This is a genomic window from Geobacillus sp. TFV-3, from assembly GCF_009901865.1.
GTDB lineage: Bacteria > Bacillota > Bacilli > Bacillales > Anoxybacillaceae > Geobacillus > Geobacillus thermoleovorans_A.
Genome location: NZ_MPSP01000001.1, coordinates 2,853,450 through 2,879,174 on the forward strand (window position 1 = coordinate 2,853,450; position 25,725 = coordinate 2,879,174).

Here is a 25,725-nt window from a genome sequence, read left to right on the forward strand (position 1 = left end):
GCGTTCACTCAAAAAAATTAGCCGAAACGGACAGGAAATCACGTGGGGCAAGGCGAATCTGTCATCATCACGATGATTGAGAAAGGACCGATGCTGATGAGAATCGTTTCCCTTTGTCCAAGCAACACCGAACTGCTCGCCTATCTCGGCCGCCTTGACGATGTCGCCGCCGTCGATGATTCATCCGACTGGCCGCCGGAAGTGAAGCGGCTTCCGAAAGTCGGGCCGGATCTTCGCATTGATATGGATCAAGTCGAAGCGCTCAAGCCGGATCTCGTCGTCGCCTCCTTAAGCGTGCCCGGCATGGAGCGCAACGTCGAGGAGCTCAAACGGCGCGGGCTCCCGCATCTCGTGCTGGCGCCGAATTCGCTCGATGACATTGCCAACGACCTTCTTCGGCTTGGCGAGGCGCTTGGCGAAACAAAAAAAGCGGCTGAACTTGCCCACCGCTATCATGACGTGCTTGATTGGCACCGCGAGCGGGCCGCATCGGCCGAACCGGCCCGCCTTTATTGGGAATGGTGGCCGCGGCCAATCTTCACACCGGGCGGCGCCAACTGGCTGAGCGAACTAAGCGAGCTCGCCGGCGGGCGCAACATTTTCTCGGACGTCCCGCGAGCAAGCGTTCAAACGGAGTGGGACGACGTTCTCGCCCGCAATCCGTCGCACATCTTGCTCGTTTGGGTCGGGGTGCAAACAAAAAACATGAGCCCGAAAGCCGTCACGGCGCGCCCGAATGCCCAACAGGCCGAGGCGGTCCGCACCGGGAACATCCACATTTTAGAAGAATCGCTCTATTGCCGTCCGTCTCCGCGCCTCTTGGTCGGATTAAAAAAATTGGCGCCGCTTTTGCATCCGGCGCTGTTCCCTCCCGCCGACGGCCGCGATCCGCTCCTTTGCGGCTGACAGGCGGGAGCCCTCTTTCAACTTTTCGATTCCAAATATTGCTGCCGGAACACTTGCATCGTTTCATCTTCGTTCAGCCGCTTCAACTCCTCTTCCGACAGCGTGCCATCCCCTTTTTGGATAATATAAACCTGCACTTTCCTTTTTCCCCAATATTTATAGACATCTTCCACGGTTTCATAATATAAGTCAATGCGATGGCCTTTGATCGCCCCGCCTTTGTCGGCGACAACGCCGAACCCGTATCCGGGGATGAACAAAATCGTGCCAATCGGAAACACGGTTAAATCCGCCGCAATCGTCGAATAAAGATCGCGTTTGACGCGAACGCCGGAGTACGTGATGCCATACTCAGGGTGATCGGGCGTTTTCCCGGTCGATTCAATGCCGGCTGTATAGCCGGTGGCGACTACTTCAACGGATGGATATTTTGACCAGTCAAAATGATCCTCAAGCCGCGGAACAGATCGGCCCTCGTTTTTCGCAAGCCCTTTCATTCTCCAAATGGGCTGATGATCCATCGAGAAAGCGCTCGGAAAGGGATGGAGAACCGTCTTTGCGTCAACCCCGGAAACGGACTCGAATGTCGCAAAGAGCGCCGCCAAAAACAGCAGCGTCATCGCGGTTCGGCGCACGAACTGCCTGAACCCATTCAATGCTCTCAACTCCTCTCACACCTCTATTTATCTCCATCCAAAATCGAAATATTCATTGAGAATGAGACAAAAAACGAAAAAACCGTCCATGAACAGCCTGATTGTGAAACCCGAGCGCAAAGCTTGTTCGTTTGGCCGAAAACATACCCGAACCGACGTTGTGGTCTGTTCGCATGCCCATCGGTGCCGTTCACAAAAAAACGCCCCTGCCCAAGGCAGAGACGCTTGAAAACATTCAATAAACCTTTCACGCTTTTTCCATTAGAATGCGTTTGGCATTTCGGAGACGCTCTAAAACATTTGATACCCTTTGGCCCTCAACGTACGGATCGCCCATCCGGCGCAAAGAGCGCCGGCAAAGCCGCTTGACAAAATCAACAGATCCGCCGCCGCCAGCGAAGCAATTTTCCGGCCGAGCGCGGCGAACGCCTCGGACGGTGCGGTGAAATAGCGCGCCAACGGCACATCGTCGATAATGAAAACCGCAATCAACGGAAAGCAGACCGCCAAAATCCACGTCATGCGCATGATCATGTTCAGTAAAAACCCAATGCCAAAAAACAAGACGAAAAACAACACCATCGAAATCAATACGACCGGCAAACTCATTTGCATCCGCCCTTCACCTCCCGTACACCCGTTTTCAGTGTACTGGATTGGCGGATAACCGTCAATGTTCGTTCTCCTCTTCGTGATCGCCTGATTGGTTCCAAACGATGTTTCATGTCCTCAGACGAATGTCAATGTTCGTCATCCTCTTCGTGATCGCTTCCCGTTCCTTGGCAGCTGTAGCACGTTTCCGATCCGCCCAAGAGCAGCTGAACGTATCCATGCCCCTCGCAGTACGGGCAGTCGTTCATTGTCAATGTTTTTGTCATCGATGTTCCCCTCCGTTTCTTTTCTTGTTAATATATCAAAATTTTCTGTAAAAACAAACGGCGAATCCCCCCGTTTTCGCCCGTGTAAGCGGATACATCTTTCGATCGCTTTTATTTTCTTGACTATTCTTTCAATTTCGGTGATTCGAAGTAAAGGCGATATTTCGTGTAGCCGAACGGATCGCCGGGATTGAGACCGTCATGCAGCGAAAGGGAATCAAGCGGCTCGAGCGCCAACAAATAGCGAAGCAAGCCTGATGTGTTCGGATCATTCTCGAGCGCCGTTTTGCTCAAAAACGCGGCGGCATACAGCTCATCCGTCTGCACGACGATGTCGCGCGAGAGCGGGCGCAACAGAAAAATCGCCATATTGTCGCTGATCTCCCCAGCGATGACGCCGGTGCGCAAGCCTAGAAGCGCGACCGGCTCGGCGTCGATCCCCGTTTCTTCCTTCACTTCTCGAACCGCCGCCTCATCGAGCATTTCCCCCGGCTGGACGAACCCGGCCGGCAGCGACCATTTGCCTTTTAGCCCGCTGTATTTTTTCTTGACAACGAGCCATTCCCCATTCTCGTTGATAACCAGTCCGGCCGCCGCAATCCAAACGTTTCCTCGTTTGTTGTCCATCGTCCTCATCCTTTTCTCCCTATCGTTATGCACTCGTTTGTATTTCGACAATCGAGCGGCGGATCCCTGTTTCGCTGCCATGCAAAAAGCTCCCGCCATCACGGGAGCTTTTTGGATTGATTAGAAAAATTTAAATTTGCCTTTTTTCATCACAAGCGACGAACCGCCGATCAAATACAGGGCGCGGTTGTCGATCACTTTTTTCATGAAGCTCGCTTTTGTTCCCCACAACTTTTTGCCGAACACGACGCCGATGGCATCATCATGGCCGAGCGAGCAAACCGTCCCTTTAATATCCGGCTTGAACGGCTCCAGCTCCCCTTGTCCACGGATGAGCACCGCCAAGTTTTTCGCGCACAGCTGGCCTTCTTGCATGGCGATTTGCGCCGTCGGCGGATACGGGCGGTTCGTTTCTTCATCAATCACGAGCGAACAGTCGCCGACGACGAAAATGTCTTCATGTCCCGGGACGCGCAAGTATGGATCCACTTTAATGCGCGCCCGCGCCGCTTCAAATCCAGATTCCTCGATGACGCGGCTGCCGCGCACGCCGGCCGCCCAAATGACGGTGCCGGCTTTAATTTCCTCGACATCATCGCCTTTGGCCACAATGATGCCATCCGGCGTGCATTCCTTAATCGCCGTGCCGATTCGAAACTCGACTCCTTTGCGCTCAAGCTGGCTGACCGCGTACTCGACGAGCTCCGGATCGAAGCCCGGCAGCGCCGTGGGCGCCGCCTCCACGCAAATGATGCGCACTTTGTGCGGGTCGATGTCATACTCGCGGCACAGCTCCGGCATCCGGTTGGCGAGCTCTCCTAAAAATTCAATGCCGGTAAATCCCGCCCCGCCGACGACGATCGTCAATCGCTCCTCTTTCTTTTCCTCTTCCGCGTTGTACGTCGCAAACTGGTATTCGATATGTTCGCGGATTTGCCGCGCAGCGTCGACATTGGCGATCGAAAACGCGTATTCTTTCAAGCCTTTGATGCCAAATGTCTCCGACTCAAACCCGAGGGCGATGACGAGGTAATCGTATGTCAGCTCGCCGTTTTCGAGCAGCACTTTCTTTTCGCTCGGAACGATTTTCGTCACCGTATCTTGGATGAACTTCACTTTGTTTTGGTCGATGACATCGCGGATCGGGTAGCGCACGCGGTCATGGTGCAGCGTGCCGGCCGACGCCTCGTGAAGCCATGTCGTCTCGTAATGGTAATCGTGCTTGTTTACAAGGGTGATGTTCGCTTCGTTCACGCCGATGAGCTTTTGCAGGCGGACGGTCGTCATGAGCCCGCCATAACCAGCGCCTAAAATGACCACATTCGGTTTTTTCATTTGAATCCCTTCCATCCTTTTTTCATTGTGATTATAGCTTTTGCCGCTGCCCCCGTTTTTATTGAGCGAAGTTTGTGAAACACTTCACGTTTACTGCCAAAAAAATGTCGGGAGACTGTCACAAAACATTAACAATTTCTCCATTCATCATATTAGCCCTTTTTCTTTCTCATTTCAAGACTTTTTCGCTGCTTTGTCCCAAAATTTCTTTCGTTTGAACATCGTCCATTTATGGTAAGATAGAGTTGTGCAGCCATCCATTTCTACAGGGAGGGATGTTGGTGAAAGAAGATCGCACGATGTATGACGTCACGATCATCGGCGGCGGGCCGACCGGGATGTTTGCCGCGTTTTACGGCGGCTTGCGGCAAATGAAAGTCAAAATTATCGAAAGCCTTCCACAGCTCGGCGGGCAGCTGGCCGCGTTATATCCGGAAAAATACATATATGATGTCGCCGGATTTCCGAAAGTGCGCGCCCAAGAGCTTGTCAACCAGCTGAAAGAGCAGATGGACCTATTTTCGCCGACCGTCTGCCTGAATGAGTCGGTCGACACGCTTGAAAAGCAGGAGGACGGAACGTTTAAACTCGTCACCAATCAACAAATCCATTATTCGAAAACGGTCATCATCACCGCCGGAAACGGCGCCTTTCAGCCGCGCCGGCTCGAAATCGAAAGCGCTTCCCGCTATGAAGGAAAAAACTTGCATTACTTCATCAACGACTTGGGGCAGTTTTCCGGAAAGCGCGTGCTCGTCTGCGGCGGCGGCGACTCGGCTGTTGACTGGTCGCTCATGCTCGAACCGATCGCCCAAAGCGTCACGATTGTGCATCGCCGCGACAAATTCCGCGCCCATGAACATAGCGTCGAGCAGCTCAAGAAGTCGAGCGTGCAAGTGAAAACGCCGTTTGTGCCCGTTGAACTCGTCGGCGATGAATGCGGCATCCGCCAAGTCATCCTTGAGCATGTGAAAGAAGGAACGAAAGAAACGGTTGAGGTTGACGCCGTCATCGTCAACTACGGCTTTATTTCTTCGCTTGGCCCCATCAAAAACTGGGGGCTTGACCTCGAAAAAAATGCGATCAAAGTCAATTCGCGGATGGAAACGAACATCCCGGGCGTGTATGCGGCGGGCGACATTTGCACCTATGACGGAAAAATCAAGCTGATCGCCTGCGGCTTTGGCGAAGCGCCGATCGCCATCAGCAGCGCCAAAACGTACATCGATCCGACGGCGCGGATGCAGCCCGCGCACTCGACATCGCTGTTTTGAGCGTGACATCGTTTCTCTCTGTCCTTTTCGGCCGATCAAGGCGCTGTCTTACCCGCTGTTTTTCTGTCGAAAAAGAAGCTGTCTCAACAGGCCGCTCTTCACCATAGCACATCCAGCAAGTTTTATGCGTATATACGGCAATCAAAAAGAGGGTGTCCCAAAACGATCGGGACACCTTTTCTGATTACGATCAAACAATCGCGAAAAAACGATATGTTGTGTTTTGTTTAAGAAAAAACAACCTTTTCGGTCAACCCCTTCTTTTTCATGCGCCTCGCTCCGGGGAAGCCGTTTCGCCCTGATCGCTTTCAACCTTGGCCGCCCGCTCCTTCTCAAGCAGCTTGACTTGCCGACGCAAACTGAACAAACGCACCCAGCCGAGCATGCCGACAACCAAACCGCCAAGGACGGCCGAACCTAAAATGACGATAATGAGCGGCAAACGAGTTTCGCCGACTAAATAATGGATCGTCACCTGCTCGACATTTGCCACCGCCAGCAGCGCCACAATGAGCGCCAAGACAAGCGCCAAGATGACATTGATTTGTCCTTTCATCGTTTCTCCTCCTTTGGCGCTCCCGAAAAGGCGGATGTTGGAGCGCGGCCGTTTTCCCCAATTTCGTGAGGGGAAGCCCCCCTTCCAACATTTCGCCAGTCGGTGCACGCCCGCGTTTTCAACCGGCCATGCGGCGAAAACCGGCCTTCTCAAGAGCCCGACGATCACGGCAAGGCAGGCCGTTTGCCTCTGCCGGGCGGATCGAGGTCAACCTGTCCGCCCGCTTAACATTGCTCCGGCGTGCCGGCATTGGTCGCTGTGCGGAACGAGGAGCCGCAGCCGCACGTCGCGATGGCGTTCGGGTTGTTGATCGTAAACCCGCCGCCAAGCAGCGACTGTTTATAGTCGATGACCGTTCCGCGCAAAATCGGTGCGCTGTTACGGTCCACCAAAATTTTGATGCCGTGTTGCTCCAATTCGATGTCGTCATCGCGCCGCTCATGGTCAAAGCCCATGCCGTACGACAACCCGCTGCAGCCGCCGCCATGGACGCCGACGCGCAAATACGCGCCTTCTTCTTCGTGCTCTTTCATCATATCTTTGATTTGAAACGCTGCCGCTTCTGTCAGCGTAATGACTGCCTCTGCCATCCATGATCCCTCCTTTCACGGTCGACGCTGGCCAAACAACTTGGCCGTTTTTCGACAGGTTCGCCCGCTTTCACCCGGCTGCTCAGATGGGGCGAATCCCCTTGAATGGTTCCCGTCTTACTTCATAGTATACCGCCTTCCCCTTTCGATGCTCAACCGTTCCGCCCGCCTCGGTAGTAATAAACGCCGGTGCAAACGGTCTCGGCCGGTCCGGTCATGCGCACGCGCCCGTCATGCCCCCAGACGATCGTCAAATCGCCGCCGGCCAAATGGACGACCGTTTCCTCCCCGCGCGCCGTTTTGCCGTTTAACACCGAAGCGACGACCGCTGCGCACGCTCCGGTCCCGCACGCCTGCGTCACGCCGGAGCCGCGCTCCCAGACGCGAAAATGAAGCTCGCGCTCGTTCACCACTTCGACAAACTCGACGTTCACCCCTTCCGGAAAGCGCGGATCCTTTTCCACGAGCGGGCCGAGCGTCGTCACCGGCGCTTTGTTGATGTCATCGACGTAAAAAATGACGTGCGGATTCCCCATGGACAGCGCCGTAATTTCATATTCGCCCCCGCCAATGACAAACGGCTCGGCGACGACCCGATCCGTTTGCGGTCCCGCCATCGGAATGGCGCTCCGCGAAAGGCGCGGCTCGCCCATATCGACCGTCACGCTCGCCACTTCGCCGCCTTCTACCGCCACGCAGGCTTCCACAAGCCCAGAGAGCGTTTCAATCAAAAAGGAGCGCTCGCGGACGATGCCGTGCTCGTACGCGTATTTCGCCACGCAGCGCAAGCCGTTGCCGCAGTTTTTCCCTTCTGAGCCGTCGCTGTTAAAAATGCGCATTTTGAGCGGCGCTTTCTCCGACGGGCAAATGAGAATCAAGCCATCGGAGCCGATGCCTGTGTGGACATCGGCGACGCTGCGGGCGATCGCTGGCATCTCCTCTTCCGGCAATGTTTCCCGGAACAAATCAACGTATATGTAGCTATTACCCAATCCATGCATTTTCGTAAACGAAAACGAACGCACACGGCTCCCTCCTAACCATTTTTTTATTTCATGCGTATATGGAACGCATCAACTGGACACAATGAGAATATCCCCCGTTTTTTCATATACATGGAAGAGGATGCCGCACTGCGGGCATCCTCCTTTTTTCATTAAAACATTGGGTTTTCCTCAAGATGCCGATAAATATTTTCCACGAGCTGCTCGGGCGTTTCACCGCTGACAAACTCGCCGTTGACGAGCGCAAACAGCGTTTCCGCGCAGCGCGTGCAATAGCTTAGGCAACTATATTCCATGATATCCAAATTCGGATCCTTTTCCAACATTTCCATTGCTTTGTACGACCCGCTGGCTAAGTTGCTGATGCAAAATTCGATGATCGGTAATATCATGTGCGGCTCACCTTCCTGCTTCCCATCGTAGCGATTTTCCTGTGCGGCGTCAATGAACATGCTCGTTTGATCAAGGAAGCGGAAAAATTATTGTTCTTTTGTCACAATTTCGTTATACTTTTCTATGGCATTGTCGGCTTTAGAAACTCGACAAAAGGGGATTTTTCACGATGAGACAACTTGTATTGCTTGGCGGAGGATACGGCAATATGCGCATTTTGCAGCGCCTCCTCCCGGACGAATTGCCAAACGACATTCATATTATCCTCATCGACCGCGTTCCATACCATTGTTTAAAAACGGAATATTACGCCTTGGCCGCGGGGACAGTCAGCGATCATCACATCCGCGTTCCGTTTCCGGAACATCCGCAGCTTGTGTACCGATTCGGCGAAGTCGTCTCGATTGATCTCGACCAGCAGCTCGTCCATTTAAAGGATGGGAGCAGCGTCCGCTACGATGATATCGTGATCGGATTGGGCTGTGAAGACAAATATCACGGGGTGCCGGGCGCCGAGGCGCATACGTACAGCATCCAGTCGATCGATAAGGCGCGCGCCGCCTATGAAGCGCTGAACAATTTGCCGCCGAAAGCGACGGTCGGCATCGTCGGCGCGGGATTGAGCGGCGTCGAGCTGGCCAGCGAACTGGCGGAGAGCCGTCCGGACTTGCACATCAAGCTGTTTGACCGCGGTGAGCGCATTTTGCCGATGTTTCCGAAACGGTTGAGCGATTATGTGGAAAGATGGTTCGTTGAACACAAGGTGGAAATCGTCCGCAACTCCAACGTCACGAAAGTCGAACCTGGCGTCTTGTACAACCACGACGAGCCGGTGGAATGCGACGTCATCGTCTGGACGGCCGGCATTCAGCCCAACCGCGTCGTCCGCGAACTGAATGTTGAAAAGGACAAGCAAGGCCGCGTCGTGCTGACGAAGCGCCATCACATCCCCGGCTATGAAAACGCCTACGTCGTCGGCGACTGTGCGAGCCTGCCCCATTCCCCGAGCGCCCAGCTCGCTGAAGCGCAAGCCGAGCAAATCGTTCAAGTGCTGCAAAAGCGGTGGAACGGCGAAGAACCGCCCCGTGAATTTCCGCCGATCAAATTAAAAGGCATTCTCGGCTCGCTCGGCAAAAAGCACGGTTTCGGCCTGCTCGCCGACCGCCCGCTCACCGGCCGGGTGCCGCGTTTGCTGAAATCAGGCATTTTGTGGATGTACAAGCACCACCATGGGTATTGACAGCACGGCTGGCTCTTATTCAGCGAAAAAGGCGGAATTCATTCCGCCTTTTTCCCTTCCGGCGTCGACGGTCGATACCCGTATTTCTCCATTTCCGCCCAAATCGCCTTCAGCCGCGGATTCCCTTCAGCGACGACGTTTCCTTCGATCACGACAACTGGATACACCCAATCTTCCTCGACGATCGTCTGGGCAAACTTCCGCTTGGCCTCATCACCGGCCGGCGGCGCGAAAATATCGACGTACGTCATCACAAACGGCTGATCGGGATATTTGCGGCGCAGTGCGGCCTCGAGCCATTCGTACGTCTCTTTCGACGACGGCAGCTGCACGCATGACGGGCAAATGATGTCAGCCCCATATACACAAATTTCGATCGGTTTGAATGTCATCTGTGTCACCCTTTGCGAAAGCAAAATTTATCATTAGATTTTTTTTCTCACCATGATTATAATAAAAAGTAAAGAAAGGAGTCGATGGAAATGACGGATCAAGAAATTAAAGAACAAGTGCAAGAAGTTTTAGATAAACTCCGCCCGTTCCTGCTTCGCGACGGCGGCGACTGCGAACTCGTCGATGTGGAAGACGGCGTCGTGAAACTTCGCCTCCTCGGCGCATGCGGCAGCTGCCCGAGCTCCACGATCACGCTCAAAGCCGGAATTGAGCGCGCGTTGTTTGAAGAAGTGCCGGGCGTCGTCGAAGTGGAACAAGTGTTTTAATAGCCAAAAAATCCGAACAGCGGCCGCTGTTCGGATTTTTTTACGCCTCAAGCGCCAGCTTGTAGACGCGGCTGCCGCGCGGCTCGACGGAAAGACGCGCGATTTCGCAATCTGGAAAATGCGGGCGCAGCCGCTGCGCGAGCCGCTCTCCTTGGCCCGGTTCGGCAAAGACGAGCACCGTCGGCCCCGCTCCGCTCAGCGCCGCACCGATCGCTCCGTATTCAAGAGCGAGTGCCTCCGCCCGCTCGAGTTCCGGAACGAGCTGTCTCCGATACGGCTGATGGAACAAATCGGCGGCCATCATCCGACCGGCAAGCTTCCAGTTTTTCGTGAGCAAGGCAGCGACGAGAACGTTGCTGACGGCGCTCGCCTCGACCGCCCGCTCTCTCGACCATTGTTCCGGCAGCTGCCCGCGCGCTTTTTTCGTTTCCAGTTCATACTCCGGAATAATGGCGACAAGTTCTACATCCAATTGGGGAATATGAACGACATCCACGCCCGCCCCGCGGCAGCAGCCGATGACCAGCCCCCCGTACAACGAGGCGCCGACATTGTCCGGATGTCCTTCGTATCGGGTCGCCAACTCCATCTTTTGTTCGCGCGGCAACTGAAGCCCAAGCAGCGCGTCGGCGAGCTCAATGCCCGCAACGACCGCCGCCGCGCTGCTCCCGAGTCCGCGCGTAAACGGAATGTCGCTGTACACCTCCACCGCGCAGCTCGGCAGCGGGCGGCCGTGAACATCCGCCGTCTCCGCCGCCACTTGGTACACCAAATTGTCCATCCCGCGCGCAATGCCGATCACTTCCGCTGTTTTCGGCGTAAACGACCACGCATCCGCCAAGCGGACGTCAAGCGTCAAATAACGATTGACCGCGAGCCCGATCGAGTCAAACCCAGGCCCTAAGTTGGCCGTGCTTCCCGGCACAACGATTTTCAACATCTCGTCTTCCTTCATGTATGGACAACCCCTTGCAAATGCTCCAAGACAACTTGTTCATCGTTCGGCAGCACGATCGGTTCAATCGCTGCCGTCTCCAAGGCGATGGATGGATCCTTCAGGCCGTTGCCAGTGAGAACAGCAACGACGAGGCTGCCGCGTTCGATTTCGTTCCGTTCACGCTGCTTGATCACCCCGGCGATGGCGGCGCATGACGCCGGCTCGGCAAAAATGCCTTCCATTCGGGCGAGCCGCTTGTAGGCGGCCAAAATTTCTGCGTCGCTCACCTCATCAATTTTTCCGCGCGACTCGCGCGCCGCCTCGACCGCTTTGCCCCAGCTCGCCGGATTGCCGATGCGGATCGCGGTCGCCACCGTCTCCGGCTGTTCAATCACCCGGTTGCGGACGATCGCCGCCGCTCCTTCCGCTTCAAAGCCGCGCATTTGCGGCAAGCCCGTTCCTTTCGCTGCATGATACTCCTTAAACCCTTTCCAATAGGCGGTGATGTTGCCGGCGTTGCCCACTGGAATGGCGAGCACGTCCGGGGCGCGCCCAAGCTGGTCGCACACTTCAAACGCCGCTGTCTTTTGCCCCTCGATTCGGTTCGGGTTGACCGAGTTGACGAGCGTAATCGGCGCCGTTTCGCTCAGCCGGCGCACCATTTTGAGCGCTTCGTCAAAATTGCCGTCAATCGCAAAAATTTCTGCGCCATACATCGCCGCTTGCGCCAACTTGCCGAGGGCGATTTTCCCATTTGGGACGACGACGAGGCAACGCATGCCGGCGCGCGCCGCATAGGCGGCCGCCGAAGCCGACGTATTGCCGGTCGAGGCGCAGATGATCGTATGGCTTCCTTCCTCTTTCGCCTTGGCCACCGCCATCACCATGCCGCGGTCTTTAAACGAACCGGTCGGGTTCGCCCCTTCGACCTTGACATACAGCGTAATCCCGAGCTCTTCCGACAAGCGCGGCAGCGGGATGAGCGGCGTATTCCCTTCGCAAAGCGACAGCCTTGGCGTCGCCGCAGAGAGCGGCAAAAAATCGCCGTAGGCGTCAAGCAGCCCTTTCCATGCCATTACCGTTTCTCTCCTTCCACTCGATACGAGCTTTGCACCCGCTCAACAATTTCCAAATCGCCGAGCTGCTGCAAAATCTCTTCGTAGTCTTGCTGCGAGGCGTCATGCGTGACGATGACGATTTCCGCCAGACCGTCTTCCTTTAACGGCAGCTGCAAAATTTTCTCAAAGCTCACCCCGCGCTCGGAAAACAACGTTGTAATTTTGGCAAACGCGCCCACTTGGTCTTTGACGTGAATGCGCAAAAAGTATTTCGAGAAAATTTCCGCCGGCGTCTTCAACTGTTTTTCATATTGCGGAGACACCGCATAATGGCCGTTTACGCCAAGGCGCATATTTTTCATCACCGCGACCAAGTCGGAGACAACCGCCGTCGCCGTCGGCAAGCTCCCAGCCCCCGGTCCGTAAAACATCGTCTCTCCGACCGCTTCGCCGTATACGTACACCGCATTGTATTCGTTGTGCACGGATGCCAACGGATGCGAATCCGGCAAAAACGTCGGCTGAACGCTCACCTCGACCTTCTGCCCGTCGCGCTGGGCGATGCCGATCAATTTCATCGTGTAGCCGAGCCGCTTCCCGTAGTTCAAGTCTTCCTCCGTCACTTGGGTGATGCCTTTCACTTGCACATCGTCCAAATCGATGTTCATCGAAAAGCCAAGGCGGGCTAAAATGGCCATTTTTCGCGCCGCATCGAGCCCTTCGACGTCCGATGTCGGGTCGGCTTCCGCGAACCCGAGTGCCTGCGCTTCGGCGAGCACGTCCTCATAGGAAGCGCCGTTTTGCGACATTTTCGTCAAAATGTAGTTCGTCGTTCCGTTCACAATGCCCATCAACTTCGTAATCCGGTCCGACGCCAAGCCGTCGACCAAGCTGCGCAAAATCGGAATGCCGCCGGCGACGCTCGCTTCATAAAACAAATCGCAGCGGTATTCCGCCGCCACCCGAAGCAGCTCCGACCCGTAGACGGCCATTAAGTCTTTATTGGCGGTCACGACATGCTTTCGTTGCCGCAGCGCCCGCAATAGCAGCTCTTTTGTCTCCTCAATGCCGCCCATCACTTCGATCATGACATCAATGTCCGGATCGTCAATCACCTCAGCCGCACTCGTCGTAAGGAGCGACGGGTCAACGGCGACATCGCGCGGTTTCTTTACATCCCGGACAAGGATTTTTTTCACCTTTACCGGACACCCGACTTGATGCATCAACTTTTCCTGATGGTTTTCAATAATTTTGACCACGCCGCTCCCCACTGTTCCGAATCCTAACAACCCAACAAAAATTGGCTTTTCCATCCTTCCCGCCCCTTCTGTTTACGTACAGTAGACATTTGTAATTTTATAGTAGACATTATAAAAGACGATCGGCCATTTGGCAATGAAAATTTTTACGAGATCCGGTTCACCGGCGTCAGCGGCGGCCGGCCTTCGAGCACGGCGATGATGTTGTCGCGCGCCAATGTCATCATAGCGCGCCGCGTTTCGTACGTGGCGCTGCCGATATGCGGCAAGGCGACGACGTTCGGAAGCGAAACGAGCGGATGATCGGCCGCGACCGGCTCGTTTTCAAATACATCCAGCCCGGCCGCGGCGATCTCCCCGCCGACCAGCGCCTCATACAACGCCTGTTCATCGACGACCGCTCCGCGCGCCGCGTTAATGAAAATCGCAGACTTCTTCATTTGCCGAAACGCCTCGCGGTTGAACAAACGGCGTGTCTCGGAGGTGAGCGGCGTCAAGCAGACGACAAAATCGCTCTCAGCCAGCAAGTCGGCGAACGGGCGGTAGACGGCGCCAAGCTTCTCTTCGGCCTCCGGACGGCGGGAGCGGTTGTAATACAGAATGTTCATGTCAAACCCCTTCGCCCGTTTCGCCACGGCCTGACCGATGTTCCCCATGCCGACGATGCCGATCGTTTTATGATGGACATCGGCGCCCGCAAGCAAAAACGGGCTCCAGCTTTTCCATTTTCCTTCCTTCAAAAATTCAGCCGCTTCGACAAGGCGGCGGGCGGTGGCCAACAACAAAGCAAACGTCAAATCGGCCGTCGTATCGGTCAATACATCAGGTGTATTGCAAACGAGAATGCCGCGATGGGTCGCCGCCGCTACATCAATGTTATCGTAGCCGACGCCCATATTGGCGACCACTTTCAGCGCCGAACCGGCAGACAGCACAGTTTCATCGATCGGATCAGACACCATCGGCAAGATGGCCGTCGCTCTTTTCGCCTTTTCCACGAGCACATCGTGCGGCACAGCCATATCTTCATGGGGCCACATTTCTACTTCAGCGATGGTCAAAAGCGGCGCGACCACGTCCTCGGGCAATTTTCGCGCAATGAATACATACGGCTTCGTCATGATGCAGCCTCCCGCATCGTTTTTTCTAAATCTTATCACAACTTTGGCCGAAAAAAAACGGGAAGTTGCCCCTAAGGTTTAACGGCAGGGAAGCGATCGTTTTTTCGTTTGGGCCAAAAAAAGCGGGAAAGCTGTCTTCCCTGCGTTACGCCGGGGGCAGCCACTCGACCGCCGGCAGGCGGATGCGGTTTGAGATGCCGGCGATCTTGGCAAACGAAGCCAAAAACCGTTCATATTCATGCGATCGCTCCAGCAAGCGCCGCAACTCCCCCTCCCGCCTTGTCTGTTCACTCTCATCCACTGCGATATAATATGCCTCGACACATTCAAAATAGGAAAGCGGAAACAACAGCCTGGCGTAAACGAGTCTCCAAGCAAACGGCGACAGCGGCGACGCATGTTCATACTCTTGAAAAAACTGCCGCACCGCCCGCTGACAGCCAAGTCCGCTCTTTTCGTACAAATGGCGCACCCATTCCGCCAAATCGCGGGCGCAATGGTCATACACCCAGTCGGTCGGCAGCTTCGCTTCGATCCCCCCAGCCCACTTCGCCTCGGGGAGACGCTCATGGCAAAATGCCGCGTAATCGATGCGCCCTGGTTCTTCGTCAATCTCGGTATCCGCCACATACTGCACCGCGTTTTCCGCCAAACCTAAATAGTACGGAAACGACTCGATAAACAGCCGATCAAACGGCGACAACGGTCCAGCAGCGAGCTTGCTCGACCAAAACGCCTCCATTTGATCGATCCGCTTCGCCCATAGTTCCCGCCATTGGCCGATGCGCCGGCATGCGACGATCGGCCATGGACACGTTCTTCCGCATTCATGCATCACCGCCAATTCCCTTCCGAGCGAACGAAAGCGGGCCGCCGGAAGCGGAGCACGAACGAGCGCCAACGGCTGTCCATTATAGAGGGCGATATACGTTCCGGACGTCGTTTTGACCAGTTCTCCGACGCCGTCCACTCCTTTTGCCCGCAAATAGCGGCTCATTTGTTGGCGCTCTTCCATTTCCGCTTCGCTTTGCCCATCAGCGGAAACAATGAGGAAACGCTCCTGCTTATGCCAAAACGCGGTATGCATCCCTCTTTGTTCGAAGCGTTCGACGCGCATGTTGTACTGTTCACGCACCCAAGCTTCCATCGCCGCTCCTCCTTTTTCCTTTTTGCCGAAACCAGTCATTCCGCTCGTTCCACCCCTTCATCTCATCGCCGCCCCATCGATGAGCCGATTCCGCCTCCGCTCCAGCAGGAAACGGCCCCATTCACGCGCCTATGCGATCAGCCAGCGCATGGCCGCGGAAAAAGAGGGCTACTTTTTATATATGACAGCGGGCGCCAAAAAAGCCGATGAGCATTTTTCTTTATATGACGGACTGATTTATGACATGATACATATATATAGAAAACGACTTTCTAAAAGAAACAGGTGAAGTTCATGAGCGAATTCATTATGAACAATCTGGAACAAACAGCTCGGCGCTGGCTTGAGGAACGGGGGGTGACCGTGGAAAAAATTGCAGAGCTCGTGTATTACTTGCAATCAAAATATCATCCCGATTTAACGATGGAGGAGTGCATCGAAAACGTCAACCGCGTCATTTCGAAACGCGAAGTGCAAAATGCGATTCTAACCGGCATCCAATTGGATAAACTCGCCGAAGACGGCCGGCTCGATGAACCGCTGCAGTCGATCATTCGCCGCGATGAAGGGCTGTATGGCGTCGACGAAATTTTGGCGCTGTCGATCGTGAATGTGTACGGATCGATCGGGTTTACAAACTACGGCTATATCGATAAGCAAAAACCGGGCATTTTGCAATATTTAAATGATAAATCAACCGGCAAATGCAACACGTTTTTGGACGACATTGTCGGCGCCATCGCCGCGGCGGCGTCAAGCCGCCTGGCGCACCGGGCTGCCAATGCCGAGTAACGTCGGCGCCGCCCATGCGCGCCCTTCATCCGCGCCGAGCAACATGAAACGCCGCCTTGCCTTTTTTTGGCAAGGCGGCGTTGTTTACAAGCGGTCAAGCCATTCCAAAAGCGAATCGGCCGTATACGTCGGCATCCGTTCGCAACGGGTGAGCATGTCTTTTGTCGTAACGCCCGTATGAACTAACAGCGTATCAATGCCAGCGTTCATGCCGGCTAAAATATCCGTTTCATAATAGTCGCCGATCATCAGCACGTCCTCCTTCGCGACGCCGAGCACTTTGAGCGCCTGCTCCATAATGATTTTTTCCGGCTTGCCGATAAATGTCGGCTTCACCTGCGTCGATACGGCGACGACCGACGTCAGAGCTCCGTTGCCCGGCAAAAGCCCGCGCTCCGTCGGCAAGGCGATGTCGCCGTTCGTTGAGATGAACATCGCTCCATTTCGGACAGCCAGACAAGCGACAGCGAACTTTTCGTATGTAATTTGCCGATCAATCCCGATGACGACGACATCCGCATCTTCGCCGGCCAAACGGAATCCTTTGTCCGCCAAGGCGGTTTGGAGCCCTTCTTCGCCGATCACATACACGGAAGCATCCGGTTTTTTTTCAAAAATGTAATTCGCCGTCGCCTGGCTTGTCGTAAACACATGCTTCTCCTCGGCCGGCACGCCGAACGAACGCAATTTTTCCGCTACTTGCGCCGGTGTGCGCGACGAATTGTTCGTGACAAACAAATACGGAATGCCGCGGCGGTGCAGCTCGTTGACAAACATCCGCGCCTCAGCGATGCATTCGGTGCCACGGTACATCGTCCCGTCCAAATCGATGAGGTAGCCGTTGTATCGTTTCAATGCATTCTCTCTCCTTTCCCGCCATCAATTGCGAAACGCCGACACCGGACCGAGCTCGCTTTCCAGGTAAGCGCGCACCGCCTTCGGATACGCTTCAAGCGCCGGCAAATGTTTGTTCAGATCGGCGAGCAATTTCGCGTGATCGACGCTTGCATATTCGTGCACAAGCATTTTCCGATGGGCGATGAACGATTTCAATCGGTCGGCATCCGCCGGCGAGATTACTCGTTCGTCAGCCAAAATGTCGATGATGTCGTTGTAGCTGCCCGGGTCGCGCATAATAAACCCATCGATCATGGCGTTGCCGACGTCCAACACCGCCTCGATGATGATATGAGCGATCCGTTCGAGCGCCAATTGCCGAAGCGGCTCGTCCCATCGCTCCTCGGCCTTGTAACGGTCGAGCATTTGTTCCATGCAGCTGAGCGTTTCTTCCAATTTTTTGCGATCGACAAAATACATCCTTCATCCCTCCTCGTTTCTTTGTGCGATTTGCGGTCTCCCGTTTTCGCCGCCTGTCTGCTATGATGGACATAGACGAAAAAAACAGGAGGGGCTCAAATTATGGGCGAACGGTTTTATTTATACGACGACACGGTCGAAGCGGCCGTCCGCTTCGTCAGCTTTGTCGGCGAGCGGCAGCGGTTTGATTTGGCGCTCATCGAAACGGATCGTTTTTACGGGAAGCGGCTCGTGCTCGACTTGCAAAGCAACCGCTTTGCCATTCTCGGGCGCGACGATTTGGAGGAGCCAGGCTATATCGAGCACGCCTACCAGCTTCATGAACAAGATGCCAACGATTTGCGCGCCTTTTTGGAGGAGCATCTCTCATAACCTTCCTCGGTTTCGGGCATCTTATGAAACACCGAAGCAGCAAGGAAGGTGAGACGAATGGCAGAACGGGAAACATATGCCGATTTTTCCGACGTCGAGAAACAGCGCAATTTCTTGACCGCTGAAGAGTTCCCAGAAGGACCGTACGGCTCGCCGCGCCGCGACGACGCGCCGGTCGAAAACAAAAGCACGCCTTGGAAGGAAGGCCAGCGGCATTACAGCGCCTTCAACTACGAGTTTAAATCGTTCCACCAAAACATTCCGAGGCGCGACCCAGCCGCCCACCCGCCGCACGACGATCCGCATCAGAGCGAACAGTTTCCGTACAATGAAACAGAAGAACAAGCTTGACATTCAGCGGAACAACGAAAGAAACGGAGCAGCCGCCCATCCTATGGCGGCTGCCGCCTTTGCCGTCTCGCCATGCGGCGGCGATGAGAATGGCGCGGCGCCGCTTTTAGTCTGTCCGCGGACTGTCTTCCCTCCTGCGAGCCTTTCGCCGCGCAGCGATTTCTTGCTCCCGCCTCTTCTCCGGCACCGCCGCACCCCAGTCGGCTGGCGCGGTTACCGTTTCACCTTGCGCAGCACAAAATACGCGCAGCCGAAGTTGCAATATTCATACAAATATTCGGACAACGTGCTGATTTTCGTATCGTACGTCGCTTTTTGGTTATGGTCGTCAAAAAACCCGCGCAACCGGAGCTGGTTGTACCCCCAGTCCCCGACAATGTAGTCGTACTTCGCCAAAATGTCCGCATATCGGGCGCGGAAGGCTTCTTCATTAAAGGCGTTTTTCACATTTTCCACCAGTTCGTAACAATGATTGTTAATGCAAATCACTGTTCTCACCTCGCCTTTCCACTTCCATCATAAAAGATGCACCGCACCCAATCAATTACTGTCATCAAATGAACCGCTCTGTGCCACCCTAAAAGCGAAGGGGGTGCTGACGATGAGACGACCATGGCTGGCCGTTGCGTTCGGGACGGCCGTCGCCCTCGCCGGCTGCGCGCAGACGGCCGAGGACGAAAACACCGACATTTACAAGCGGAGCGGCAACACGATCAACGTCACCGACCGCAACGAGCTGTACAATGAAAACGGGGTGCCCAACGGCGATGACACGCCGATGAACAACTTCGGGTACGTCCGCCATCAAAAAAGCCCGATCCTCGGCGATGCAAACGGCTATAACGACATGCCGTCCTTCAACCGCGAGAAAGCGGCTGATTTAATCAGCAAATTGTGCACCCAGTTGCCGGGCGTCAAAGACGTCGCCACGCTCGTCACGGACGAGGAAGTGCTCGTCGTGTATGACGCGGATACGAACAACCGGCAGCTAACCGCCGATCAAGTGAAAAAAACAGCGCTTTCCGTCGTTCCCCGCTACTACCATGTGTATGTCGCCGACAATCCGCAGCTGATGAAGGACATCGAGCGCTTCGGGCGCCTTGATTCGAACACGCGCAACATCGACCAAATTCTCGATGCGACGATTCAGCGGATGTTGAACTATCCGCAAGGGAAAAAGCTGAGCGACGGGGAAAATGAAAACGGCGAAATGATCAATGAAACAAACGATGAATTAGACCGAGATTTCCGCGACGGCACGCCGCGGGCGACGAAAGCGGGGCGCTAGGGAAAAGAAACGGTCTGCCTTCTTGATGAAAGGCATGACCGTTTCTTCGCGTTCATCCGGCCGGGAGATGCTTACAGCCGCTAAAACAACGCTTACTTGCTTTCGCGCCGTTCGGTGGATGTTACGCTTTCAACTGCCGCGCTTTCGCCGCTTCATTCACCTGCTCATCGGCATGGTACGACGAGCGGACGAGCGGGCCGGCTTCACAATGGCTGAACCCTTTGCTCAACGCGATTTCTTTCAGCTCTTGAAACTCATCTGGATGGTAATATTTTACAACTTTCAAATGTTTTTTCGTCGGCTGCAAATACTGGCCGATCGTCAAAATGTCGACATGGTTGGCGCGCAAATCGTCCATCGCTTCCACGATTTCCTCTTTCGTTTCCCCAAGGCCGACCATGATGCTCGATTTCGTCGGAATGTCCGGCTGCAATTCTTTCGCGCGCCGCAAAAACTCAAGCGAACGTTCGTACGTCGCGCGGGCGCGCACCCTTGGAGTCAAGCGGCGCACCGTTTCGATGTTATGGTTTAAAATGTCAGGGCGGGCATCCATCAAAATTTTCAAGTTTTCATACACCCCGCCCATATCCGACGGTAGCACCTCAATCGTCGTAAACGGGTTTTTCCGGCGGATGGCGCGCACCGTTTCGGCGAATATCGCCGCCCCCCCGTCTTTCAAGTCATCGCGGGCGACGGCGGTGACGACGACGTGTTTCAAGTTCATGATGCGCACCGATTCCGCGACGCGTTCCGGCTCCTGCCAGTCGAGCTCGGTCGGTAGTCCAGTTTTGACAGCGCAGAAGCGGCAGGCGCGCGTGCAGACGCTGCCTAAAATCATAAACGTCGCCGTCCGCCGTACGGCCCAGCATTCGTGAATGTTTGGGCACTTCGCTTCCTCGCAAACAGTATGTAAACGGTTTTCCCGCATCAGCTTCTTTAAACCGATATAATTCTCGTTCGTGTTCAACTTGATTTTCAACCAGTCCGGCTTGCGGACGTGTTCTTCTTTCGTCGCCATCGTTCTCACTCCACTTGTCGAGGATTGTTCATTTCTCATTATAATGAAAAGCGCAGGAAAACACAAAAAAATCGTCCATCAGACGATTTTCCTCCTTTTAACATTTATGAAATCCCCGTTTCTCCCCAAACTAAACATATGAAACGGGCGGAAAGGGGGAATACGCGTGCATCGATGGCTTGCCGCCATATCGGCGGCAGCGATGCTGTGGATCGCCGCCGGCGCGGCTTCCGCGGCGGAACAGGAAGAGGCGGTGTATGAAAAGCGGATGGAGCTGTACAAAAAGGCTGAAGCCGTTTCCTTGATCCCGTGGCATTACTTTGCGGCCATTGACCAGTATGAGCGAAACGTCCGGCAAGTGCGCCGCGACCTGCCCAAGCCGGCCGGCGTGCTCGGCATTTATATGAAGCCGGAAGTATGGGCCGGGCCGCTGAACAAAAACCCGCACGATACGAACCCGTTTACGATCTCCCAGTTTGGCGGCCTTGGCGTGGACGGCGACGGCGACGGCTATGCGCGGGCGGACGACGACGACGATGTGATCATGGCCATGGCCCGCTATTTGCAGACGTACGGCATCGATCACCGCCATATCAAAATCGCGCTTTGGAACTATTACCAACGCGCCAAGACCGTCGACTTGATTTTAGGAAAGGCAAGAATTTACAAAAAATATCAGACGTTGAAATTGGACAACCACGTGTTTCCGCTTCCGCTAGGGGCCACTTACAGCTACCGCGATACATGGGGCGATGCGCGCGGCTGGGGCGGGCGGCGCATTCATGAAGGAACCGATATTTTCGCCGGCTACGGCGTTCCGGTGCGCTCGACGTGCTACGGCATCGTCGAGCTGAAGGGGTGGAACAAATACGGCGGCTGGCGCGTCGGCATCCGCGACATCAACAACACGTACCATTACTTCGCCCATTTGAACGGCTTCGCCGCCGATCTTCGCGAAGGGCAAATCGTCGAGCCGGGGACGATCATCGGCTCAGTCGGCAGCTCTGGCTACGGTCCGCCCGGCACGGCAGGGAAATTTCCGCCCCATCTTCACTACGGCATGTACAAAGACAACGGCTATACCGAATGGGCGTTTGATCCGTACCCGCACCTAAAAGCATGGGAGCGGGCCGAGCGGCAACAACGGCGCCGCTAGCCGCGCGGGGGCTGGCGTGATCGGGTTCTCTCCGCCAACGCCAGACGCCCAAATAAGCGGCATGTTTTTTCAAGAGCAGAGACGTCCCGGACGCCGATGTTTCCCGTCCCTCCATCCCAGCCGGCATTCGCCGGACAAAACGGGGCAAGCAGGGAAAAGGGCCCTCTCCAAAAGGCCATTTCCTTTAAACCTAATATCCAGCAATTAGAAAAGGGGCCCGATCTGTTCGGCCCCCCTTTTTCCACGGCGGCGCCAACCGTTTGAAACGGCTTTCCGCTGACGTTCTTCCGCCTATCGTTTCTCAATGCCCGCCCAAATACGCCTGCTTCACCTGCTCGCTCGCCTGCAGCTCGCTCGCTGTTCCCGACAAGACGACGCGGCCCGATTCGAGGACATAGGCGCGATGCGCGATGGAAAGCGCCATATGGGCGTTTTGTTCGACAAGCAAAATCGTCGTCCCCGACTCGTTGATTTCCTGAATGATGCGGAAAATCGTTTTGACCAAAAGCGGCGCGAGCCCCATTGACGGTTCGTCAAGCAAGAGCAACTTCGGGCGCGCCATGAGCGCGCGGCCGATGGCGAGCATTTGCTGTTCGCCGCCCGAGAGCGTGCCGGCCAATTGCTTGCGCCGCTCCTCAAGGCGCGGGAACAGCTGAAAGACTTTGGCAAAGTCTTGTTGAATGCCTTCTTTGTCTTTGCGCAAAAACGCGCCGAGCTCCAAGTTTTCCTCGACCGTCATATTGGCGAACACGCGCCGCCCTTCCGGCACGTGAGAAATGCCTTGCTTGACGATTGTCTGCGCCGCCTTGCCGGCGATCGAGGCTCCCTCATACACGATGTCGCCGTTTTTCGGCCTAAGCAGCCCGGAAATGGTTTTCAGAAGCGTCGTTTTCCCCGCACCGTTCGCTCCGATCAGCGTGACGATCTCGCCTTTGTTCACCTCAAGCGATACGTCTTTTAAGGCATGAATGTTGCCGTAAAATACATCGATTCCATCCACTTTCAACATGGTCACGACACCTCCTCGCCAAGGTAAGCCTCGATCACTTTCGGGTTGCTGCGCACTTGTTCCGGCGTGCCTTCAGCGATCAGCTGGCCGTGATCCAACACGTAAATGCGCTCGCATATGCCCATGACAAGCGACATGTCATGCTCAATCAACAAAATCGTCAAAGCAAACCGTTCGCGAATGAACGCAATCAACTTCATCAATTCTTTCGTTTCTTGCGGGTTCATGCCGGCGGCCGGCTCGTCAAGCAAAAGCACTTTTGGCTGCGCCGCCAGCGCCCGGGCGATCTCAAGCCGGCGCTGCTGGCCGTACGGCAAGTTTTTCGCCTTCTCGTGCATGACGCCATCAAGCTGGAAGATTTTCAAAAACTCGATCGCCTTTTCTTCCATCTCCTTCTCACCGCGGAAATGGGACGGGAGGCGGAGAATGGAGCTCGCGATCGAATGGCGGGCGTGCGCATGGTAGGCGACTTTCACGTTGTCCAAGACCGACAGTTCGCCGAACAGACGAATGTTTTGAAACGTCCGGCTGATCCCTTTGCGCGTAATTTTATATGGCGGCAGGCCGTTCAACGTCTCGCCGTCAAGCATAATCCGCCCGTCAGTCGGCACATACACGCCCGTCAATAAGTTAAACAGCGTCGTTTTCCCGGCGCCGTTCGGGCCGATGAGCCCGACAAGCTCCCCTTGATGAAGCTCCATCGTCACACCGGAGAGCGCCTTCAGCCCGCCAAACTGGATGCCGATGTTTTCTGCCTTAAGCAACGGTGTTGTTGCCGCCATGATTCATTCCTCCCTGCGCTGCCTTCCGCCATTTGAAGAGCGAAGATAGTTCTTTCGTCCCCATCAGCCCGGTTGGACGGTACAGCATCACCAAAATCAAGACGATGCTGTAAATGATCATCCTTGTTTCCGGATAGTTTTGCAAGAACGTCGAAACGATCGTCAGCAGCACCGCCGCCACCACCGCGCCGGATAGGCTGCCGAGCCCGCCGAGCACGACGAAAATCAAAATGTCAAACGATTTTAAAAAGCCGAAGTTCGACGGCTGAATGATGTAAAAGTGATGGGCGTACAGCGCCCCGGCGATGCCGGCGAAAAACGAACCGATCGCAAACGCCGCCACTTTGTAATACGTCGTATTGATCCCCATGGCATCCGCGGCGATTTCATCTTCGCGAATCGAGATGCACGCCCGCCCATGCGTTGAGTTGGTGAAGTTGGCGATCACCAAAATCGTCACAAATAGGCAGGCGAACACCCACGGCCATGTCGTCATATGCGTCACCGTCATGCCGCTCGCCCCGCCGACGTAATCGATGTTCAAGAGCGCGATGCGGACAATTTCGCCAAACCCAAGCGTGGCGATCGCCAAGTAATCGCCTTTTAAACGCAGGCTCGGCACGCCGATGATGAGCCCGGCGAGCGCCGCCGCCGCCCCGGCGGTCAAGACGCCGACCGCAAACGGCAGCTGCAGCTTCATCGTCATGACGGCTGAAGCGTAAGCGCCGACGGCGAAAAAGCCGGCATGTCCAATCGAAAACTGTCCGGTGATGCCGATGATCAAGTGAAGGCTCGCGGCCAGCATGACGTTGATCGCCATGAAAAAGAGGGTGTTCACATAAAACACATTGAGCGTCCCACTTGCAATCAGCCACTCGACAACAGCGAAAAAGGCGAAAGCCAGTATGACGGAAACCCAAAATCCACGAGTCCGCTTCCAAGTTGCCATTGTCCCCTACCATCCTTTACACTTTTTCTCGTACGTTCTTGCCAAACAATCCGGCCGGCCGGAAAATGAGGATGAGAATTAAAATGACAAACGCTGCTCCGTCGCGCCAGAGCGAATAGCCGAGCCCGCTGACGAGCGATTCGATGACGCCAAGCAAAAGCCCTCCGACCATCGCTCCTGGAATGATGCCGATTCCGCCCAGCACAGCGGCGACAAACGCTTTCAATCCAGGAAGAATGCCCATCAATGGCTCGATTTTTGTATAATAAATGCCGAAAATGACGCCGGCCGCCCCCGCAAGCGCCGAACCGATGGCGAACGTGGCCGAAATCGTATTGTCGACGTTAATCCCCATCAACCGGGCCGCTTCCGCATCGTGGGAGACGGCGCGCATCGCTTTCCCGATTTTTGTCCGGTGAACGATGAACTGAAGAAGGACCATCAAAACGAGGGACGTGCCGAGGATGAACAGCGACTGGCTGCTGATGACAACCCCAAACAGCTCCAAATTCCGGTCCGGCAGCAATGTGCTCGGATACGCTTCCGGCTGGGCTCCGCGCAAATAAATGGTGACGTACTCGATAAGCAGCGAAACGCCGATCGCCGTAATGAGCACAGCGATGCGCGCCGCATTGCGCAGCGGCTTGTACGCAATCCGCTCGATGATCATCCCAAGCACGGCGCAAGCTGCCATCGCCAGCAAAAGCGCCGGGACAAAGCCGACGTGAAGCATCGTGACGGCGTAAAAACCGACGAATGAACCGACCATAAAGACGTCGCCATGGGCGAAATTGATGAGCCGAACGATGCCATACACCATCGTATAGCCAAGAGCGATGAGCGCATAAATGCTGCCTAGCGAAATGCCGTTGACCAGCTGTTGAATGAGTTCCATGTCTGCACGCTCCTTAACGAAAACTCGTTCCTTGTCCAAACGAAAGGCCGGACAGGGAGACGCCCCATCGAGGGCGCCCCCTCCCCGCCCTGT

At 55.2% G+C, this 25,725-nt stretch carries 32 protein-coding genes; 9 read left to right on the forward strand and 23 right to left on the reverse strand.

From position 1 onward, the window contains the following. Nucleotides 1–96: 96 nt before the first annotated feature. Complete coding sequence (locus tag BJQ97_RS14520) at nucleotides 97–906, forward strand: cobalamin-binding protein (protein WP_160157632.1); 810 nt, start codon at nucleotides 97–99, stop codon at nucleotides 904–906. Between the two features lie 17 nt (nucleotides 907–923). Here the strand turns inward: BJQ97_RS14520 and BJQ97_RS14525 are convergent, their stop codons facing one another. From BJQ97_RS14525 to BJQ97_RS14545, 5 genes are all read right to left on the reverse strand, one after another. After that, a complete protein-coding gene (locus BJQ97_RS14525) occupies nucleotides 924–1,562 on the reverse strand; it encodes a 3D domain-containing protein (protein ID WP_160157633.1) in 639 nt (212 codons plus the stop codon). Between the two features lie 291 nt (nucleotides 1,563–1,853). After that, nucleotides 1,854–2,177, reverse strand: coding sequence for a YuiB family protein (locus tag BJQ97_RS14530; protein ID WP_160157106.1), 324 nt, complete (start codon nucleotides 2,175–2,177; stop codon nucleotides 1,854–1,856). A 125-nt stretch (nucleotides 2,178–2,302) separates the two neighbouring features. After that, nucleotides 2,303–2,440 (reverse strand): YuiA family protein, encoded by a 138-nt coding sequence (locus BJQ97_RS14535; RefSeq protein WP_160157107.1) that lies wholly within the window; start codon nucleotides 2,438–2,440, stop codon nucleotides 2,303–2,305. 123 nt (nucleotides 2,441–2,563) lie between these two features. Continuing rightward, nucleotides 2,564–3,067 (reverse strand): NUDIX domain-containing protein, encoded by a 504-nt coding sequence (locus BJQ97_RS14540; protein WP_160157108.1) that lies wholly within the window; start codon nucleotides 3,065–3,067, stop codon nucleotides 2,564–2,566. A gap of 120 nt (nucleotides 3,068–3,187) precedes the next feature. Then, nucleotides 3,188–4,417: an NAD(P)/FAD-dependent oxidoreductase gene (locus BJQ97_RS14545; RefSeq protein WP_201451702.1), complete on the reverse strand. Its 1,230-nt coding sequence runs from the start codon at nucleotides 4,415–4,417 to the stop codon at nucleotides 3,188–3,190. Between the two features lie 260 nt (nucleotides 4,418–4,677). Here BJQ97_RS14545 and BJQ97_RS14550 point away from each other — a divergent pair, with 260 nt between their 5' ends. Beyond that, complete coding sequence (locus tag BJQ97_RS14550) at nucleotides 4,678–5,676, forward strand: NAD(P)/FAD-dependent oxidoreductase (RefSeq protein ID WP_201451703.1); 999 nt, start codon at nucleotides 4,678–4,680, stop codon at nucleotides 5,674–5,676. Nucleotides 5,677–5,941: 265 nt separating this feature from the next. On the opposite strand, the gene BJQ97_RS14555 is transcribed toward BJQ97_RS14550, so the two are convergent. From BJQ97_RS14555 to BJQ97_RS14570, 4 genes are all read right to left on the reverse strand, one after another. After that, on the reverse strand, nucleotides 5,942–6,232 hold the full coding sequence (locus BJQ97_RS14555; protein ID WP_144329706.1) for a LapA family protein: 291 nt from the start codon (nucleotides 6,230–6,232) through the stop codon (nucleotides 5,942–5,944). A 224-nt stretch (nucleotides 6,233–6,456) separates the two neighbouring features. Beyond that, nucleotides 6,457–6,822: a HesB/IscA family protein gene (locus BJQ97_RS14560; protein WP_160157111.1), complete on the reverse strand. Its 366-nt coding sequence runs from the start codon at nucleotides 6,820–6,822 to the stop codon at nucleotides 6,457–6,459. A 152-nt stretch (nucleotides 6,823–6,974) separates the two neighbouring features. Next, nucleotides 6,975–7,847, reverse strand: a complete 873-nt coding sequence (gene dapF / locus BJQ97_RS14565) for a diaminopimelate epimerase (RefSeq protein WP_160157112.1) — start codon at nucleotides 7,845–7,847, stop codon at nucleotides 6,975–6,977. Between the two features lie 131 nt (nucleotides 7,848–7,978). Further along, nucleotides 7,979–8,218: a YuzB family protein gene (locus BJQ97_RS14570; protein WP_160157113.1), complete on the reverse strand. Its 240-nt coding sequence runs from the start codon at nucleotides 8,216–8,218 to the stop codon at nucleotides 7,979–7,981. A 170-nt stretch (nucleotides 8,219–8,388) separates the two neighbouring features. Between BJQ97_RS14570 and BJQ97_RS14575 the strand changes: the two genes are divergently transcribed. Then, nucleotides 8,389–9,459: an NAD(P)/FAD-dependent oxidoreductase gene (locus BJQ97_RS14575; protein ID WP_160157114.1), complete on the forward strand. Its 1,071-nt coding sequence runs from the start codon at nucleotides 8,389–8,391 to the stop codon at nucleotides 9,457–9,459. A 38-nt stretch (nucleotides 9,460–9,497) separates the two neighbouring features. Here the strand turns inward: BJQ97_RS14575 and BJQ97_RS14580 are convergent, their stop codons facing one another. Continuing rightward, complete coding sequence (locus BJQ97_RS14580) at nucleotides 9,498–9,851, reverse strand: YuzD family protein (protein ID WP_160157115.1); 354 nt, start codon at nucleotides 9,849–9,851, stop codon at nucleotides 9,498–9,500. An 84-nt stretch (nucleotides 9,852–9,935) separates the two neighbouring features. Between BJQ97_RS14580 and BJQ97_RS14585 the strand changes: the two genes are divergently transcribed. Next, nucleotides 9,936–10,178, forward strand: coding sequence for a NifU family protein (locus BJQ97_RS14585; protein WP_011232431.1), 243 nt, complete (start codon nucleotides 9,936–9,938; stop codon nucleotides 10,176–10,178). A gap of 40 nt (nucleotides 10,179–10,218) precedes the next feature. On the opposite strand, the gene thrB is transcribed toward BJQ97_RS14585, so the two are convergent. From thrB to yutH, 5 genes are all read right to left on the reverse strand, one after another. Then, the gene (gene thrB, locus BJQ97_RS14590; RefSeq protein WP_160157116.1) at nucleotides 10,219–11,133 is read right to left on the reverse strand and encodes a homoserine kinase; all 915 of its coding nucleotides are present in this window, start codon (nucleotides 11,131–11,133) and stop codon (nucleotides 10,219–10,221) included. Continuing rightward, entirely contained in the window at nucleotides 11,130–12,191 is a 1,062-nt protein-coding gene (gene thrC / locus BJQ97_RS14595) for a threonine synthase (RefSeq protein WP_160157117.1), read from the reverse strand. Before thrC ends, thrB begins: the two co-directional genes overlap by 4 nt. Continuing rightward, the gene (locus BJQ97_RS14600; RefSeq protein ID WP_160157118.1) at nucleotides 12,191–13,489 is read right to left on the reverse strand and encodes a homoserine dehydrogenase; all 1,299 of its coding nucleotides are present in this window, start codon (nucleotides 13,487–13,489) and stop codon (nucleotides 12,191–12,193) included. Before BJQ97_RS14600 ends, thrC begins: the two co-directional genes overlap by 1 nt. Before the next feature lie 92 nt (nucleotides 13,490–13,581). Continuing rightward, entirely contained in the window at nucleotides 13,582–14,556 is a 975-nt protein-coding gene (locus BJQ97_RS14605; protein WP_160157119.1) for a 2-hydroxyacid dehydrogenase, read from the reverse strand. Nucleotides 14,557–14,701: 145 nt separating this feature from the next. Further along, nucleotides 14,702–15,703: a spore coat putative kinase YutH gene (gene yutH / locus BJQ97_RS14610; protein WP_160157120.1), complete on the reverse strand. Its 1,002-nt coding sequence runs from the start codon at nucleotides 15,701–15,703 to the stop codon at nucleotides 14,702–14,704. A gap of 294 nt (nucleotides 15,704–15,997) precedes the next feature. Between yutH and BJQ97_RS14615 the strand changes: the two genes are divergently transcribed. Next, nucleotides 15,998–16,495 carry a phosphatidylglycerophosphatase A family protein gene (locus tag BJQ97_RS14615; protein ID WP_011232437.1) on the forward strand — a complete coding sequence of 166 codons (498 nt, stop codon included), beginning with the start codon at nucleotides 15,998–16,000 and terminating at the stop codon, nucleotides 16,493–16,495. 84 nt (nucleotides 16,496–16,579) lie between these two features. Here the strand turns inward: BJQ97_RS14615 and BJQ97_RS14620 are convergent, their stop codons facing one another. Together BJQ97_RS14620 and hepT are read right to left on the reverse strand one after the other, a co-directional pair. Continuing rightward, nucleotides 16,580–17,350 (reverse strand): TIGR01457 family HAD-type hydrolase, encoded by a 771-nt coding sequence (locus BJQ97_RS14620; protein WP_160157121.1) that lies wholly within the window; start codon nucleotides 17,348–17,350, stop codon nucleotides 16,580–16,582. Nucleotides 17,351–17,374: 24 nt separating this feature from the next. Then, entirely contained in the window at nucleotides 17,375–17,812 is a 438-nt protein-coding gene (gene hepT / locus BJQ97_RS14625) for a type VII toxin-antitoxin system HepT family RNase toxin (protein WP_160157122.1), read from the reverse strand. A gap of 102 nt (nucleotides 17,813–17,914) precedes the next feature. Here hepT and BJQ97_RS14630 point away from each other — a divergent pair, with 102 nt between their 5' ends. Together BJQ97_RS14630 and BJQ97_RS14635 are read left to right on the forward strand one after the other, a co-directional pair. Continuing rightward, nucleotides 17,915–18,184, forward strand: a complete 270-nt coding sequence (locus tag BJQ97_RS14630; RefSeq protein WP_160157123.1) for a DUF3055 domain-containing protein — start codon at nucleotides 17,915–17,917, stop codon at nucleotides 18,182–18,184. Nucleotides 18,185–18,241: 57 nt separating this feature from the next. Then, nucleotides 18,242–18,535 (forward strand): cytosolic protein, encoded by a 294-nt coding sequence (locus tag BJQ97_RS14635; protein ID WP_160157124.1) that lies wholly within the window; start codon nucleotides 18,242–18,244, stop codon nucleotides 18,533–18,535. A 213-nt stretch (nucleotides 18,536–18,748) separates the two neighbouring features. Here the strand turns inward: BJQ97_RS14635 and BJQ97_RS14640 are convergent, their stop codons facing one another. Next, nucleotides 18,749–19,024, reverse strand: coding sequence for a YutD family protein (locus BJQ97_RS14640; protein ID WP_013144326.1), 276 nt, complete (start codon nucleotides 19,022–19,024; stop codon nucleotides 18,749–18,751). A gap of 112 nt (nucleotides 19,025–19,136) precedes the next feature. Here BJQ97_RS14640 and BJQ97_RS14645 point away from each other — a divergent pair, with 112 nt between their 5' ends. Next, the gene (locus BJQ97_RS14645) at nucleotides 19,137–19,823 is read left to right on the forward strand and encodes a YhcN/YlaJ family sporulation lipoprotein (protein WP_160157125.1); all 687 of its coding nucleotides are present in this window, start codon (nucleotides 19,137–19,139) and stop codon (nucleotides 19,821–19,823) included. Between the two features lie 121 nt (nucleotides 19,824–19,944). Here BJQ97_RS14645 and lipA read toward each other — a convergent pair whose 3' ends face one another. Continuing rightward, nucleotides 19,945–20,841: a lipoyl synthase gene (gene lipA / locus BJQ97_RS14650; RefSeq protein ID WP_160157126.1), complete on the reverse strand. Its 897-nt coding sequence runs from the start codon at nucleotides 20,839–20,841 to the stop codon at nucleotides 19,945–19,947. Between the two features lie 166 nt (nucleotides 20,842–21,007). Between lipA and BJQ97_RS14655 the strand changes: the two genes are divergently transcribed. Further along, nucleotides 21,008–21,997 carry a M23 family metallopeptidase gene (locus BJQ97_RS14655; RefSeq protein WP_160157127.1) on the forward strand — a complete coding sequence of 330 codons (990 nt, stop codon included), beginning with the start codon at nucleotides 21,008–21,010 and terminating at the stop codon, nucleotides 21,995–21,997. 301 nt (nucleotides 21,998–22,298) lie between these two features. On the opposite strand, the gene BJQ97_RS14660 is transcribed toward BJQ97_RS14655, so the two are convergent. The 4 genes from BJQ97_RS14660 to BJQ97_RS14675 are packed head-to-tail and all read right to left on the reverse strand — an operon-like array spanning nucleotide 22,299 to nucleotide 25,632. Then, a complete protein-coding gene (locus BJQ97_RS14660; RefSeq protein ID WP_160157128.1) occupies nucleotides 22,299–23,006 on the reverse strand; it encodes an ABC transporter ATP-binding protein in 708 nt (235 codons plus the stop codon). Between the two features lie 2 nt (nucleotides 23,007–23,008). After that, a complete protein-coding gene (locus BJQ97_RS14665; protein WP_160157129.1) occupies nucleotides 23,009–23,788 on the reverse strand; it encodes an ABC transporter ATP-binding protein in 780 nt (259 codons plus the stop codon). Beyond that, entirely contained in the window at nucleotides 23,763–24,737 is a 975-nt protein-coding gene (locus tag BJQ97_RS14670; protein WP_160157130.1) for a branched-chain amino acid ABC transporter permease, read from the reverse strand. The genes BJQ97_RS14665 and BJQ97_RS14670 overlap by 26 nt, the downstream gene beginning before the upstream one ends. Before the next feature lie 16 nt (nucleotides 24,738–24,753). Then, on the reverse strand, nucleotides 24,754–25,632 hold the full coding sequence (locus BJQ97_RS14675) for a branched-chain amino acid ABC transporter permease (RefSeq protein WP_160157131.1): 879 nt from the start codon (nucleotides 25,630–25,632) through the stop codon (nucleotides 24,754–24,756). Nucleotides 25,633–25,725 lie beyond the last annotated feature (93 nt).

Excerpts from the sequence above, each read along its gene's own strand:
- BJQ97_RS14520 (WP_160157632.1), top strand. The coding sequence starts at position 97 with ATGAGAATCGTTTCCCTTTGTCCAAGCAACACCGAACTGCTCGCCTAT.
- BJQ97_RS14530 (WP_160157106.1), bottom strand. The coding sequence starts at position 2,177 with ATGCAAATGAGTTTGCCGGTCGTATTGATTTCGATGGTGTTGTTTTTC.
- BJQ97_RS14535 (WP_160157107.1), bottom strand. The coding sequence starts at position 2,440 with ATGACAAAAACATTGACAATGAACGACTGCCCGTACTGCGAGGGGCAT.
- BJQ97_RS14540 (WP_160157108.1), bottom strand. The coding sequence starts at position 3,067 with ATGGACAACAAACGAGGAAACGTTTGGATTGCGGCGGCCGGACTGGTT.
- BJQ97_RS14545 (WP_201451702.1), bottom strand. The coding sequence starts at position 4,417 with ATGGAAGGGATTCAAATGAAAAAACCGAATGTGGTCATTTTAGGCGCT.
- BJQ97_RS14550 (WP_201451703.1), top strand. The coding sequence starts at position 4,678 with ATGTTGGTGAAAGAAGATCGCACGATGTATGACGTCACGATCATCGGC.
- BJQ97_RS14555 (WP_144329706.1), bottom strand. The coding sequence starts at position 6,232 with ATGAAAGGACAAATCAATGTCATCTTGGCGCTTGTCTTGGCGCTCATT.
- BJQ97_RS14560 (WP_160157111.1), bottom strand. The coding sequence starts at position 6,822 with ATGGCAGAGGCAGTCATTACGCTGACAGAAGCGGCAGCGTTTCAAATC.
- BJQ97_RS14570 (WP_160157113.1), bottom strand. The coding sequence starts at position 8,218 with ATGATATTACCGATCATCGAATTTTGCATCAGCAACTTAGCCAGCGGG.
- BJQ97_RS14575 (WP_160157114.1), top strand. The coding sequence starts at position 8,389 with ATGAGACAACTTGTATTGCTTGGCGGAGGATACGGCAATATGCGCATT.
- BJQ97_RS14580 (WP_160157115.1), bottom strand. The coding sequence starts at position 9,851 with ATGACATTCAAACCGATCGAAATTTGTGTATATGGGGCTGACATCATT.
- BJQ97_RS14585 (WP_011232431.1), top strand. The coding sequence starts at position 9,936 with ATGGAAATGACGGATCAAGAAATTAAAGAACAAGTGCAAGAAGTTTTA.
- thrB (WP_160157116.1), bottom strand. The coding sequence starts at position 11,133 with ATGAAGGAAGACGAGATGTTGAAAATCGTTGTGCCGGGAAGCACGGCC.
- thrC (WP_160157117.1), bottom strand. The coding sequence starts at position 12,191 with ATGGCATGGAAAGGGCTGCTTGACGCCTACGGCGATTTTTTGCCGCTC.
- BJQ97_RS14600 (WP_160157118.1), bottom strand. The coding sequence starts at position 13,489 with ATGGAAAAGCCAATTTTTGTTGGGTTGTTAGGATTCGGAACAGTGGGG.
- BJQ97_RS14605 (WP_160157119.1), bottom strand. The coding sequence starts at position 14,556 with ATGACGAAGCCGTATGTATTCATTGCGCGAAAATTGCCCGAGGACGTG.
- yutH (WP_160157120.1), bottom strand. The coding sequence starts at position 15,703 with ATGGAAGCTTGGGTGCGTGAACAGTACAACATGCGCGTCGAACGCTTC.
- BJQ97_RS14615 (WP_011232437.1), top strand. The coding sequence starts at position 15,998 with ATGAGCGAATTCATTATGAACAATCTGGAACAAACAGCTCGGCGCTGG.
- hepT (WP_160157122.1), bottom strand. The coding sequence starts at position 17,812 with ATGTATTTTGTCGATCGCAAAAAATTGGAAGAAACGCTCAGCTGCATG.
- BJQ97_RS14630 (WP_160157123.1), top strand. The coding sequence starts at position 17,915 with ATGGGCGAACGGTTTTATTTATACGACGACACGGTCGAAGCGGCCGTC.
- BJQ97_RS14635 (WP_160157124.1), top strand. The coding sequence starts at position 18,242 with ATGGCAGAACGGGAAACATATGCCGATTTTTCCGACGTCGAGAAACAG.
- BJQ97_RS14645 (WP_160157125.1), top strand. The coding sequence starts at position 19,137 with ATGAGACGACCATGGCTGGCCGTTGCGTTCGGGACGGCCGTCGCCCTC.
- lipA (WP_160157126.1), bottom strand. The coding sequence starts at position 20,841 with ATGGCGACGAAAGAAGAACACGTCCGCAAGCCGGACTGGTTGAAAATC.
- BJQ97_RS14660 (WP_160157128.1), bottom strand. The coding sequence starts at position 23,006 with ATGTTGAAAGTGGATGGAATCGATGTATTTTACGGCAACATTCATGCC.
- BJQ97_RS14665 (WP_160157129.1), bottom strand. The coding sequence starts at position 23,788 with ATGGCGGCAACAACACCGTTGCTTAAGGCAGAAAACATCGGCATCCAG.
- BJQ97_RS14670 (WP_160157130.1), bottom strand. The coding sequence starts at position 24,737 with ATGGCAACTTGGAAGCGGACTCGTGGATTTTGGGTTTCCGTCATACTG.
- BJQ97_RS14675 (WP_160157131.1), bottom strand. The coding sequence starts at position 25,632 with ATGGAACTCATTCAACAGCTGGTCAACGGCATTTCGCTAGGCAGCATT.